Consider the following 14,850-nt stretch of genomic DNA (forward strand, 5'->3'; position numbering starts at 1 on the left):
TTTCTAGACTATCTTATCATTTGCTATTTGACTATTTACAGACTATACTATACATTCAAATAGTAAATTGTAAATAGTCAAATTGTAAATCTAATAGTCTCTTTGCATATCTGCAATTTTTTGTTGTAACTTTCTCATTTGTTCTTCCTGCAGTACTTTTTTGTATTCGATGGGCACTACTTGGATGAATTGATCTACGTAATGATTCCAGTTGTCGAGCAGGATGCGTGCCAGTTTCGAGCCTGTGTAGAGGTAATGCTGGCGGATTAGTTCGTGCAACTCTTTCCGGTAGCTGGCTTCTTCGATGAGTGACAGTTCCACCATTTCCATGTTACAGAAATAATCGAAGTTGCCGTCTTTGTTCCATACATAAGCTACACCGCCACTCATACCGGCTGCAAAGTTACGTCCGGTTTGTCCGAGGACTACCACACGACCTCCGGTCATGTATTCGCAACAATGGTCACCCACGCCTTCTACGACGGCAACTGCGCCGGAGTTACGAACAGCGAAACGTTCTCCTACACGGCCGTTGATATATACTTCACCGCTTGTTGCGCCATAAAGCAAGGTATTACCGGCGATTGTATTTTTTTCGGCTTCGAAATTGCTGCGGATAGGAGGCAATACGGAGATACGCCCGCCGCTCAATCCTTTACCCAGGTAATCATTCGCTTCACCTTCCAGTTTAAAGTTAACTCCCGGTACGAGAAAAGCTCCGAAAGATTGACCTGCCGAACCTTTGAATTTTACATTCAGCGTATGTTCCGGCAATCCTTTGGCACCATATTTCTTGGCGATTACTCCGGAAAGCATAGCACCTATTGCACGGTCTGTATTGGCAATCGTATATTCTAAAGAAATCTCTTTCTCATGTTCGATAGCTTCTTGTGCGGCATCGATGATGGTTACATCCTTTACAGCAGAAATTCCATGATCTTGGTCGATGACATGACGGATAGCCGCACTGTTGTCAACACGTGCCAGCAATTTGGTGAAGTCGATTAAAGCATGTTTCGGATTTGGGTCATTGGCATCGGACTTGCGCTCGATTAAGTCTGTACGCCCGATGATATCATCCATCCGGGTGAATCCCATTTCAGCCAAATGCTCGCGGACTTCCTGTGCCAGGAATGTGAAAAAGTTTACTAAATATTCACTGCGTCCATGAAAGCGTTTACGTAACTCTTCATTCTGTGTGGCAACTCCCACCGGACAAGTATTCTGATGGCATTTGCGCATCATTACACACCCTAATACAATCAATGCCGAGGTGGCGAAGCCATATTCTTCGGCACCCATTAGTGCCATTAAGATGATGTCACGTCCGGTTTTCAGTTGTCCGTCGGCTTGCAGAACTACTTGGCCACGAAGTCCGTTCAGAACCAGTGTTTGCTGTGTCTCGCTCAATCCCAATTCCGGTGAGATACCCGCATAGCGGATAGAAGAAGCCGGAGAAGCACCTGTTCCCCCTTCAGCACCAGAGATGACAATTAGGTCCGCCTTTGCTTTTGCCACACCCGCAGCAATCGTACCGACGCCGCTTTCTGCTACCAGTTTCACACTGATTTTGGCCTGTGGATTTACATTTTTCAAATCGAAGATTAATTGTGCCAAATCCTCAATCGAATAAATATCATGATGAGGCGGAGGAGAAATCAGCGAAATTCCCGGAATGGAATGACGTGTTTTCGCAATCACATCGTTCACTTTAAATCCCGGTAGTTGTCCGCCTTCACCCGGTTTGGCTCCCTGTGCTATCTTGATTTGAATTTCGTCCGCATTAACCAGATATTCTGCCGTTACACCGAAACGACCGGAAGCTACCTGCTTGATTGCACTTCGTAAAGAACTGCCATCGGGCAGCGGTTGGAAACGGGCAGCGTCTTCGCCACCTTCACCGGTATTACTGCGTCCGTGAATTTTATTCATGGCAATAGCCATTGCCTCATGAGCCTCTTTGCTGATAGAACCAAAAGACATAGCCCCCGTGACGAAACGATGCAGAATGTTTTCCACCGGTTCTACCTGATCGATTGAAATCGGATTACGACGGAATCCCAGAAAGTCACGAAGGAAAATAGGCTTCTCTTTTTCGTCTACCAGATGGGTGTACTCTTTAAATTTTTTATAACTCCCCAGTCGTGTAGCCAATTGCAGAGTGCTGATTGTTTCCGGATTCCATGCGTGCTTTTCTCCATCTTTACGGAAAGCATACAAACCGTTATTTTTTAATAACTCTTCATTTTTAATACTTTCAAATCCTTCTTTATGGAAAGCAATGGCATCTCTGGCTATTTCTTCCAGACGGATACCTCCGATCGGTGAACCGAGTCCTCCAAAATAAGCCTTGCTCAATTCTTCACTCAAACCGACAGCTTCGAAAATCTTAGCACCACGATAGGAGCGGATCGTAGAGATACCCATCTTACTCATGATTTTAAACAAGCCTTTACAGATGGATTTGATATAGTTCTTTTCAGCAGTGGTATAATCTAACTGAATATCTTTGTCTTTTACCAGTCGGTCGAGGACAGCGAATGCCATGTAAGGATTCAGGGCACTTGCTCCGAAACCCAACAATAACGCGGCGTGCATCACTTCACGTATTTCACCACTTTCTACGATCAATGCCGTTTGCACCCGTTTACCAACTGAAATCAGGTGGTGATGAACAGCGCTTACTGCCAGCAATGATGGAATGGCAGCATGGGTAATATCCACCTCACGGTCGGTCAGGACAATGTAGTTTACACCTTCCGTCACGGATTCTTCCGCCATTTTACAAAGATGGGTCAGTGCTTCCTGCAGTCCGGCTTTCCCTTTGGCAACCTCAAACAACATGGGTAGTTTGACTGTTTTGAAGCCTTTATACCGGATATTACAAAGAATATCCAGTTGGGTATTGCTTAAAATCGGATGATTCAGGCGTACCATTTTGCAATGACTTTCACTGGGCGTCAGAATATTCATACCGACTGCTCCAATGTATTCCGTCAATGACATCACCAGTTCTTCACGAAGGGGATCAATGGGCGGATTGGTTACCTGTGCAAATTGCTGACGGAAATAGTTGTAAAGCAACTGTGGTTTATCTGAAAGTACGGCGAGTGGCGTATCGTTACCCATTGAATTGATCGGTTCTGCTCCGGTGCTTGCCATCGGCATAATCAGCCTTTCGATGTCCTCTTTGGAGTAGCCGAAAGTACGAAGCATCCGGTCGTAGTTTGCTACGTGATGAGGAACTTTGCGCCCGCTTTTCAGTTCATCCAGTTCGATTCGGTTGGTAGATAGCCAGGTGCGGTAAGGCTTGGCTTCAGCCAACTGTTTTTTCAGTTCGCCGTCATAGTAGATCTCGCCTTTTTCCGTATCCACCAGCAGGATTTTGCCGGGCTGTAAGCGACCTTTTTCTTTGATGTCTCCCGGTTCGAAATCCATAACACCGACTTCCGAAGCCACTACCATCATATCGTTTTTAGTAATCAGATAACGGGCAGGGCGCAGGCCATTGCGGTCGAGCATACCTCCGGCAAATCGTCCGTCGCTGAATAGTAGTGCGGCCGGTCCGTCCCACGGTTCCATCAGGATGGAGTGGTATTCGTAGAATGATTTCAGATCCTCACTGATCGGGTTCTTCTCGTTGAAAGATTCCGGCACGAGCATAGCCATGGCATGTGGCAGGCTCAATCCTGACATCACCAGGAACTCCAGTACATTGTCCAGAGAAGCACTGTCGCTCATGCCCGGTTGTATAATCGGGCGGATTTCTTTTATATCGCCTAAAGTGGGAGTGGAGAGTACACTTTCACGGGCTTCCATCCATCCTCGGTTACCACGGATAGTATTGATTTCACCGTTGTGTGCCAGCAGACGGAACGGCTGTGCCAATCCCCATGTAGGGAATGTATTGGTACTGAAACGAGAGTGCACCAATGCCAGTCCGCTGGTAAAATAGCTATTTGTCAGGTCCGGATAATAGTTGCGCAGCTGTAATGATGAAAGCATACCTTTATATGTAATGCTTTTGGTAGAGAGTGACACAACATAAAAATCGTCTTTTGCCGGAATAGATGACAATCTGACTTTATTTTCGATTCTTTTCCGGATCAGATATAACTTCCGGTCGGCAGTTTCCGTTTCCGTAAATCCGGTGATGAACACTTGTTTGATGTCCGGTTCGTTTGCCAGAGCCGATTCTCCCAGGATTTCGGGGCAGGTGGGCACATTGCGTAAATGCATCAATGTGAGTCCTTCTTTTTCAATTTCTTCAATAATAATACTTAGAATAGCTGCCTGGTCTTTTTCGTTTTTCGGTAAAAACAATAATCCTGTGCCGTACCGTCCTTTTTCGGGGACAGGAATACCTTGTAATAAAATAAACTCATGCGGAATTTGAAGCATGATACCTGCACCGTCACCGGTCTTGTTATCCGCACCCTCGGCACCACGATGGCGCATGTTTTCTAATACCTTTAAAGCCGACTCAACAATGTCGTGTGACTTTTCTCCATGAATGTTAACCAGCATACCGACACCGCAGGCATCGTGTTCGTATGCCGCATCGTACAAGCCTACCTGTTGGGGCTGTCGTTGGTAAGGGAATCCTTCTGTTACGTTGTTAAAAAGTTCTTGTTTCTTCATTCTTACTAGCTTTATTGTATGATAATACCTGTTTGATGTATCAAATTGTTTGGCAAAGTTAATATTTTAATTTCAAAATGATAGTGAAATTTAGCTTTTGTGTGACGCGAAATGAGAATAGGAATCTTTATTCTTTTAATTTGTTATTAAAAACAGGAAATTTGCTTTTAATTTGTTAGCTTATTTATCCTTATTTGAAGCTGATTGTAATTTGTTTCTTTTTGAGCTAAAAATAATATATTATTTAACTTTTTGATGTGTTTGCAACTTTTTTATGCGTTTCTGTCAAATAAATATGCTTTTTGTTGTCTTTATGTTATTTGTAATGTGTATATTTGCAGGCGAAATAAAAATATCATAATATGTGTGGAATAGTAGGCTATATTGGTAAACGAAAAGCCTACCCTATCCTTATCAAAGGGCTGAAGCGACTGGAGTATCGTGGATATGACAGCGCGGGGGTAGCAATCATTAGTGATGACCAACAGTTAAATGTGTATAAGACGAAAGGAAAAGTCTCTGATCTTGAAAATTTCGTCACACAGAAAGATATTTCCGGTACAATCGGAATTGCCCATACCCGTTGGGCTACTCACGGGGAACCTTGTTCTGCTAACGCCCACCCTCATTACTCTTCTTCCGAAAAGCTCGCTCTCATTCATAACGGTATTATTGAAAACTACGCCGTTCTTAAAGAAAAACTTCAAGCCAAAGGCTATATTTTTAAAAGTAGTACAGATACCGAAGTCCTCGTTCAATTAATAGAATACATGAAAGTCACTAATCAGGTCAGTCTGTTGACGGCTGTTCAGTTGGCGTTAGGGGAGGTAATTGGTGCTTATGCGATTGCGATTCTTGATAAGGAGCATCCCGATGAGATTATTGCTGCCCGTAAGAGCAGTCCATTGGTAGTGGGGATTGGAGAGAATGAGTTCTTTCTTGCTTCAGATGCTACTCCGATTGTAGAATATACTGATAAAGTGGTTTATCTGGAAGACGGGGAAATAGCTGTTTTGAATCTGGGGAAGGAGTTGAAGGTAGTCAACTTGAACAATGTCGAAATGATACCTGAAATAAAGAAGGTGGAACTCAACCTCGGTCAGTTGGAAAAAGGGGGATATCCGCACTTTATGTTGAAAGAGATTTTCGAACAGCCCGATTGTATTCGTGATTGCATGCGCGGACGTATCAATGTGGAAGCTGATAATGTGGTGCTTTCTGCTGTGATAGATCACCGGGAAAAGCTGCTGAATGCCAAACGGTTTATTATTGTTGCTTGCGGAACTTCCTGGCATGCCGGACTGATCGGTAAGCATCTGATTGAGAGTTTTTGCCGCATACCGGTGGAAGTGGAGTATGCTTCCGAATTCCGCTACCGTGATCCGGTGATTGACGGGCAGGATGTGGTGATAGCAATCTCCCAGAGTGGCGAGACGGCAGATACATTGGCTGCTGTGGAATTGGCGAAAAGCCGCGGGGCATTTATATATGGCATTTGCAATGCGATCGGCTCTTCTATTCCCCGTGCCACTCATACCGGTTCATATATTCATGTGGGTCCAGAAATCGGGGTGGCTTCTACCAAAGCATTTACCGGACAGGTCACTGTATTGGCGATGTTGGCATTGACACTTGCCAAAGCGAAAGGAACCATTGACGAACAGCATTATCTTTCAATCGTACAGGAGTTAAATCATATTCCGGAAAAAATGAAAGAGGTGTTGGAATTGAATGATACTTTGGCGGAGTTATCGAAAACTTTCACTTATGCGCATAATTTTATTTACCTGGGACGCGGATATAGTTATCCCGTTGCTCTGGAAGGTGCATTGAAATTGAAAGAAATATCGTATATTCACGCCGAAGGTTATCCGGCTGCGGAGATGAAGCATGGACCGATTGCCCTGATCGATGCGGAAATGCCGGTAGTGGTGATTGCTACCCAGAATGGGTTGTATGAGAAAGTAGTAAGTAATATTCAGGAGATTAAGGCACGGAAAGGAAAAGTGATTGCATTTGTGACGAAAGGAGATACCGTTATCAGCAAAATCGCTGACTGTAGTATCGAACTTCCTGAAACAATCGAATGTCTCGATCCGTTAATTACTACGGTACCTCTGCAACTTCTTGCTTACCACATTGCGGTATGCAAAGGGATGGATGTGGATCAGCCGAGAAATCTGGCGAAGTCGGTAACAGTAGAGTAACTTTAAGTAGTAACTAGTATATAGAGAGATGGAACAATTGAAACATGAATGTGGCGTTGCCATGATACGCTTGCTCAAACCGTTAGAGTATTACGAGAAAAAGTACGGGACATGGATGTATGGTCTTAATAAACTCTACCTGTTGATGGAGAAGCAGCATAATCGTGGACAGGAAGGTGCGGGACTGGCATGTGTGAAACTGGAAGCAAATCCGGGTGAAGAATATATGTTTCGTGAACGCGCTTTAGGTTCCGGAGCCATTACGGAAATCTTTGAAAACGTTCAAAACAATTTTAAGGATCTCACTCCCGAACAGTTGCACGATGCAGCGTATGCCAAACGAACTTTGCCTTTTGCCGGTGAAGTATATATGGGACATCTTCGTTATTCCACTACGGGAAAATCCGGAATCTCTTATGTGCATCCATTTTTAAGAAGAAATAACTGGCGTGCCAAGAATCTGGCCCTCTGCGGAAATTTCAATATGACAAATGTGGACGAGATATTTGCCCGTATCACTGCCATTGGTCAGCATCCGCGTAAATATGCCGATACATATATCATGTTGGAGCAGGTGGGACACCGTCTTGACCGTGAAGTGGAGCGTGTATTCAATCTTGCCGAAGCCGAGGGGCTTACGGGCATGGGAATCACTCATTATATAGAAGAATATATTGATTTGGCAAACGTGTTGCGCACTTCCAGCCGCGAATGGGATGGGGGATACGTGATCTGCGGATTGACCGGGAGCGGCGAGTCCTTCGCCATCCGCGACCCGTGGGGAATCCGGCCTGCATTCTGGTATCAGGATGATGAGATAGCTGTTCTTGCTTCCGAACGTCCGGTGATCCAGACTGCTTTGAATGTTCCGTTTGAGGAAATCAAAGAATTGCAACCGGGGCAAGCATTGTTAATCAGCAAAGAAGGTAAAATCCGTACTTCGCAAATTAACAAGCCGCGCGAAAATCATGCCTGTTCTTTCGAACGTATCTATTTCTCCCGTGGGAGTGATGTCGATATTTATAAGGAAAGGAAACGGTTGGGTGAAAAGTTGGTTCCGAGAATATTGAAAGCTATCAATAATGACATCGATCATACGGTTTTTTCTTTTATTCCCAATACTGCGGAGGTGGCTTTCTACGGAATGTTGCAGGGACTGGACGATTACTTGAATGAGGAGAAAGTGCAGCAAATTGCTGCATTAGGGCATCATCCGGATATGGAGGAACTGGAAGTCATTCTTTCCCGCCGCATCCGTAGCGAAAAGGTGGCGATCAAGGATATCAAACTCCGTACGTTTATTGCCGAAGGAAACAGTCGTAATGATCTGGCAGCCCATGTGTATGACATTACATACGGAAGTCTGGTACCCGGTGTTGATAATCTGGTGATTATTGACGACAGCATTGTGCGTGGTACTACGTTGAAACAAAGTATTATCGGTATTCTCGACCGTCTCGGTCCGAAGAAGATTGTGATAGTATCTTCTTCTCCGCAAGTGCGTTATCCTGACTATTACGGTATCGATATGGCAAAGATGAGTGAGTTTATCGCTTTCCGAGCTGCTGTCGAACTTTTAAAGGAGCGGGATATGAAAGATGTGATTGCGGCTGCCTACCGTAAATCGAAAGATCAGGTGGGACTGCCGAAAGAGCAGATGATAAACTATGTGAAGAATATCTATGCTCCGTTCACCGATGAGGAAATCTCTGCCAAGATGGTGGAACTGCTGACTCCCAAGGGAACAAAGGCGAAAGTGGAAATTGTCTATCAACCGTTGGAGGGATTGCACGAGGCTTGTCCGCATCATAAAGGCGACTGGTATTTTAGCGGTAACTACCCTACACCGGGAGGTGTGAAAATGGTGAACCGGGCGTTCATCGACTATATAGAACAAATGTATCAATTCTAACAACCATACAACGATTCAATAATAAGAATGAGAAATGTGACATTAATCCTTGACGACGGGAGCCGGTTTTCCGGTAAGTCGTTTGGCTACGAGAAGCCGGTGGCAGGCGAAGTAGTTTTTAATACTGCCATGACCGGATACCCGGAGAGCCTTACTGACCCTTCATACGCCGGACAGTTGATGACGCTTACCTATCCTCTGGTAGGCAACTACGGTGTTCCTCCTTTTACCATCGAACCGAATGGACTTGCCACTTTCATGGAAAGTGAGAAAATCCATGCGGAAGCGATTATCGTAAGTGACTATTCTTATGAATACAGCCACTGGAATGCGGTGGAAAGTCTCGGTGACTGGTTGAAACGCGAGCAGATTCCCGGTATCACAGGCATTGATACGCGCGAGCTGACTAAGGTTCTTCGTGAACATGGAGTAATGATGGGAAAAATCGTTTTCGATGATGAACCGGATAATGTGCCTGAAGCAGTATACGCAGGCGTCAATTATGTAGATCGTGTATCTTGCAAAGAGATTATTTGCTATCTTCCTGCCGGAACTTCACAAACTTTCTCCGTAAATAGTTCCTATGCGCAGCTTAATTCTCAATTCTCAACTTTCAATTCTCAATTTAAGAAGGTTATCCTGGTAGATTGCGGTGTAAAGACAAATATTATTCGTTGTCTGCTGAAACGTAATGTAGAAGTGATCCGTGTACCTTGGGATTATGATTATAGCGGACTCGAATTTGACGGGTTGTTTATCTCCAACGGACCGGGTGACCCGGATACTTGTGATGCTGCGGTACAGAATATACGGAAGGCGATGGTAAATGAGAAACTGCCTATCTTCGGCATCTGTATGGGTAACCAGTTGCTTTCAAAAGCGGGCGGAGCCAAGATTTATAAATTGAAATACGGACATCGTAGCCACAATCAGCCGGTGCGTATGATAGGTACGGAACGTTGTTTCATTACTTCACAAAATCATGGTTATGCCGTAGACAATAATACGTTGAGTGCAGAGTGGGAACCGTTGTTTATCAATATGAACGATGGGTCCAACGAGGGAATCAAACATAAAAAGAATCCCTGGTTCTCTGCGCAATTCCACCCGGAAGCTGCGAGTGGACCTACGGATACGGAATTCCTGTTCGACGAATTTGTAAAACTATTGTAACAATGAAAGAAAATATAAAGAAAGTATTGCTATTAGGTTCAGGTGCCCTGAAAATCGGTGAGGCTGGTGAATTTGACTATTCCGGTTCACAGGCACTTAAAGCCTTGAAAGAAGAGGGTATTGAAACCATTCTTATCAATCCGAATATTGCTACGGTGCAGACTTCCGAAGGAGTGGCAGATCAAATTTACTTTCTTCCGGTGACTCCGTACTTCGTAGAGAAAGTGATCCAAAAAGAAAAACCGGAAGGTATTATGCTGGCGTTCGGTGGTCAGACGGCTCTGAACTGTGGAGTAGCATTGTATAAAGAAGGTATTCTTGAAAAATATAATGTAAAAGTGTTGGGTACTCCGGTACAGGCCATTATGGATACCGAGGACCGTGAACTTTTTGTTCAGAAATTGAATGAGATCAATGTAAAAACCATCAAGAGTGAAGCCGTAGAAAATGCGGAAGATGCACGTCGCGCAGCAAAAGAACTGGGCTATCCGGTGATTGTTCGTGCTGCTTATGCGTTAGGAGGCTTGGGGTCCGGTTTCTGTGATAATGAACAACAGCTGGATGTGCTGGTAGAAAAAGCATTCTCTTTCTCCCCACAGGTATTGGTGGAGAAATCACTACGCGGTTGGAAAGAAGTGGAATATGAAGTGGTACGTGACCGCTTCGATAACTGTATCACCGTTTGTAATATGGAAAACTTCGATCCGCTGGGTATTCATACCGGTGAGTCTATCGTTATTGCTCCTTCACAGACGCTTACCAATAAAGAGTATCATAAACTTCGGGAATTGGCAATATGTATCATCCGCCATATCGGTATCGTGGGTGAATGTAACGTACAATATGCCTTCGATCCCGAATCCGAAGATTACCGGGTGATCGAAGTAAATGCCCGCCTTTCCCGTTCATCGGCTTTAGCATCTAAGGCAACCGGTTATCCGCTGGCTTTCGTTGCTGCCAAATTGGGATTGGGTTATGGACTCTTCGACCTGAAGAATTCTGTAACCAAGACTACTTCCGCTTTCTTTGAACCGGCACTGGATTATGTCGTATGTAAGATTCCTCGTTGGGATTTAGGTAAATTCCACGGTGTAGATAGAGAGTTGGGTTCTTCTATGAAATCTGTGGGTGAAGTGATGGCTATCGGACGCACTTTTGAAGAAGCTATCCAGAAAGGTCTTCGTATGATCGGACAGGGAATGCATGGTTTTGTGGAGAACAAAGAACTGGTTATTTCCGACATCGACAAAGCCTTGCGCGAACCGACCGATAAACGTATTTTCGTGATCTCGAAAGCGTTTCGCGCCGGCTACACCATCGATCAGGTGCACGAACTGACTAAGATTGATAAATGGTTCTTGCAAAAGTTGATGAATATCATGAAGACTTCCGAAGAACTGCATAGTTGGGGAAACAATCACAAACAGATTGCCGATCTGCCGAACGAATTGCTTCGTAAAGCTAAGGTTCAAGGTTTCTCTGATTTCCAGATTGCCCGTGCCATCGGTTACGAAGGGGATATGGAAGATGGGATTCTTTATATCCGCAAACACCGTAAAGAGGCAGGCATTCTTCCGGTAGTGAAACAGATCGATACGTTGGCAGCCGAATACCCGGCACAAACCAATTATCTGTATCTTACTTATAGCGGTGTAGCAAATGATGTGCGTTATCTGGGCGACCATAAATCCATCGTCGTATTGGGTTCCGGTGCTTATCGTATCGGTTCTTCCGTAGAATTCGACTGGTGTGGCGTACAGGCTTTGAATACCATTCGCAAAGAGGGATGGCGCAGTGTCATGATTAACTATAATCCTGAAACCGTATCTACGGACTATGATATGTGCGACCGTTTGTACTTTGATGAATTGACTTTTGAACGTGTGATGGATATTCTGGAACTGGAGAATCCGCATGGGGTAATTGTATCTACCGGCGGCCAGATTCCAAATAACCTTGCTTTGCGTCTGGATGCACAGAAGATCAATATTCTAGGCACGAGTGCCAAGAGTATTGATAATGCCGAAGATCGTGAGAAATTCTCTGCCATGCTTGACCGTATCGGTGTGGATCAGCCCCGTTGGCGTGAGTTGACTTCTATGGATGACATTCAGGAGTTCGTTGAAGAGGTAGGTTTCCCCGTACTTGTTCGTCCGTCTTATGTGCTTTCGGGAGCTGCGATGAATGTTTGTTCCAACCAGGAAGAATTGGAACGTTTCTTGAAACTGGCAGCTAATGTATCGAAGAAACATCCGGTGGTAGTAAGCCAGTTTATCGAACACGCCAAGGAAGTGGAAATGGATGCGGTGGCGCAGAATGGAGAAATTGTAGCATACGCTATAAGTGAGCATATCGAATTTGCGGGAGTACATTCCGGCGATGCAACGATTCAGTTCCCGCCGCAAAAGCTGTATGTAGAAACTGTTCGCCGTATTAAGCGTATCAGCCGTGAGATTGCTAAGGCTTTGAATATCTCCGGTCCGTTTAATATTCAGTATCTGGCGAAAGACAACGATATCAAGGTGATTGAATGTAATCTGCGTGCCAGTCGTTCTTTCCCGTTTGTCAGCAAAGTGTTGAAGATCAACTTTATCGAGCTGGCAACGAAAGTAATGCTCGGTCTGCCTGTAGAGAAACCGGAAAAAAATCTCTTCGAACTGGATTATGTGGGAATCAAGGCTTCCCAATTCTCTTTCAACCGCTTGCAGAAGGCTGATCCGGTGTTGGGAGTAGATATGGCTTCTACCGGTGAAGTGGGTTGTATCGGAATGGATACTTCCTGTGCCGTACTCAAAGCGATGCTTTCCGTGGGCTATCGTATTCCAAAGAAGAATATCCTGCTGTCTACGGGAACAATGAAACAGAAAGCCGATATGATGGATGCGGCCCGTATGTTGGTGAATAAGGGATACAAACTCTTTGCAACGGGTGGTACACACAAAACGCTTGCAGAGAATGGAATTGAAAGTACTCATGTCTATTGGCCGAGTGAGGAGGGACATCCGCAAGCATTGGAGATGCTTCATCGCAAGGAGATCGACATGGTAGTCAATATCCCGAAGAATCTGACAGCCGGAGAATTAAGTAATGGGTATAAAATCCGTCGTGCTGCCATTGACTTGAATATACCGTTGATTACAAATGCCCGTCTGGCTAGTGCATTTATCAATGCCTTCTGTACGATGAGTGTGGATGATATAGCTATCAAGAGCTGGGCAGAGTATAAATAAGCAGAATGTCATCTTTTTGAAAAGAGGCTGACATCACATTGAAATGAAAATGGTAAGGCCGTTCCTGTTATTCGGGAGCGGCCTTTGTTGTTGTAGAAATGTAATAACTCTGTCATTCATTTGTATTTCCATGTCGTTTACTTTGCGCCTGCAAAACGATAGAGATACGATATGAGAAAAAGAAACATGATTCTGGTTGCCGGTCTGTTGGCATTTACTTCAGTATGGGGACAAAACACGACTTCCGGTTGGGAAGATGAATCGGGTAAGATACCTGTAAAGGCTTATTTTGAGAGTGGAAAACTTCACTTTGCTTCTAAAAATGAAAACTTTCATTTATGGTTTGATAATCGAATTTATTTGGATGCAGCGGTTTATTCGCCCACATCGAATGTGGATGATCTGACATCCAAAACGAACAAGGATCTGGAGGACGATGACAACCAATTCCGTTTTAGTAACGGGGTGAGTATTCGTCGTGCACGTTTCGGTGTGAAAGCCACTTTATACAAAAAATGGTTTGCAGAACTGGATCTGGATTTCGCTTACAATGAAGTGGAAATAAAAGATATGTATCTGGGCTATAAATTTAATAATCATTTCTTTGTAAAGGCGGGAAATTTTAAAGTTCCGATGAGTATGGAACGCACAACAAGTTCTAAATATCTGATGGCTTCGGAACGTCCGATGGCAGTGGAAGCTTTTGCTGACGGGCGCCGTCTGGGACTTGCCGGAACTGGTTGGGGAAAACATTGGTGGGCTTCCGCTGGAGTATTTGGTAGGGAAGTGGATATCATTCAGAAAGAGCGTAATAGAGGGAATGACGGTTATGCTCTGGCTACCCGTGTAGCAGTGTCGCCTATTTACAATGAAGATATGACGATTCATGTCGGCGGATACTTTAACTATCAGGCACCTTCCGGTTCAGGGCTGGAGGATAAAACGGTTCTTTTCCGGACTTTCCCGGAGAGCAGGGTAGACCGTCGCCGATTTGTGCAAGCCGAGATTTCGAATGTCAATCATTATTATACTACAGGCTTCGAACTGGGATTCCGTTATCGTAAGTTGCTGACTTATGGAGAGTATATTTATAACAACATATCCCGCTATACCTATGGTGCTAATAATCAAAAGACTGATTTGAAAAATGCAGTATTTAATGGTTGGTATGCTACGGCATCTTATATGATATTGGGAGAAAACCGTCAATACTCCCCGGATGAGGCGGAATTTGGTCCAATGAAAATGCGTCGTAAAGGGGGGAATTTGGAAGTTGCGGCTCGTATCAGTAATATAAATATGAATGATTTCCATGATCCGGCTGCGTATATAACAGGAGGTAAGGCAACCAGCTATTCTGCTTCGTTGAACTGGTATCCTGTACGTAATGTGGTGATTGGACTGAATTACATTTATATGAATAATGATAAATATGCCGACTCTAAAGGACAAATTACCAAGGGAGGTAAACCTTTAAGTGAAGTAATGCCTTCAGGAATCGATTTTAATGTATTTCAGTTGCGTACAATGATTTCTTTTTAAACGCGAATAACGATATAAATTAAAAAAAGATGATTATGAAAAAGTTTTTGCTGATGAGCACACTTTGTGCTTTGGCTTTGGTTGGGTGTAAAGATGACTCGGAACCGGAAATTCCTACTGATATTGATTATTCAGGATTGGTATT

The 14,850-nt window shown here is 44.2% G+C and carries 6 protein-coding genes; 5 read left to right on the top strand and 1 reads right to left on the bottom strand.

Annotated elements, in window-relative coordinates; translation table 11 throughout:
• Positions 1-90: 90 nt before the first annotated feature.
• Positions 91-4,641 (bottom strand): glutamate synthase large subunit, encoded by a 4,551-nt coding sequence (gene gltB, locus BSCG_RS08925; protein WP_008776595.1) that lies wholly within the window; start codon positions 4,639-4,641, stop codon positions 91-93.
• A 362-nt stretch (positions 4,642-5,003) separates the two neighbouring features.
• Between gltB and glmS the strand changes: the two genes are divergently transcribed.
• From glmS to BSCG_RS08900, 5 genes are all read left to right on the top strand, one after another.
• A complete protein-coding gene (gene glmS / locus BSCG_RS08920; RefSeq protein WP_008776596.1) occupies positions 5,004-6,848 on the top strand; it encodes a glutamine--fructose-6-phosphate transaminase (isomerizing) in 1,845 nt (614 codons plus the stop codon).
• A 28-nt stretch (positions 6,849-6,876) separates the two neighbouring features.
• Positions 6,877-8,760 (top strand): amidophosphoribosyltransferase, encoded by a 1,884-nt coding sequence (locus tag BSCG_RS08915; protein ID WP_004309300.1) that lies wholly within the window; start codon positions 6,877-6,879, stop codon positions 8,758-8,760.
• A gap of 27 nt (positions 8,761-8,787) precedes the next feature.
• Positions 8,788-9,933: a glutamine-hydrolyzing carbamoyl-phosphate synthase small subunit gene (carA, locus tag BSCG_RS08910; protein ID WP_004309298.1), complete on the top strand. Its 1,146-nt coding sequence runs from the start codon at positions 8,788-8,790 to the stop codon at positions 9,931-9,933.
• A 2-nt stretch (positions 9,934-9,935) separates the two neighbouring features.
• Complete coding sequence (gene carB, locus BSCG_RS08905) at positions 9,936-13,163, top strand: carbamoyl-phosphate synthase (glutamine-hydrolyzing) large subunit (protein WP_008776597.1); 3,228 nt, start codon at positions 9,936-9,938, stop codon at positions 13,161-13,163.
• Between the two features lie 171 nt (positions 13,164-13,334).
• Entirely contained in the window at positions 13,335-14,705 is a 1,371-nt protein-coding gene (locus BSCG_RS08900; protein WP_008651603.1) for an OprO/OprP family phosphate-selective porin, read from the top strand.
• Positions 14,706-14,850: the final 145 nt, after the last annotated feature.

This window comes from Bacteroides sp. 2_2_4, from assembly GCF_000157055.1.
Taxonomy (GTDB): Bacteria; Bacteroidota; Bacteroidia; order Bacteroidales; family Bacteroidaceae; genus Bacteroides; species Bacteroides ovatus.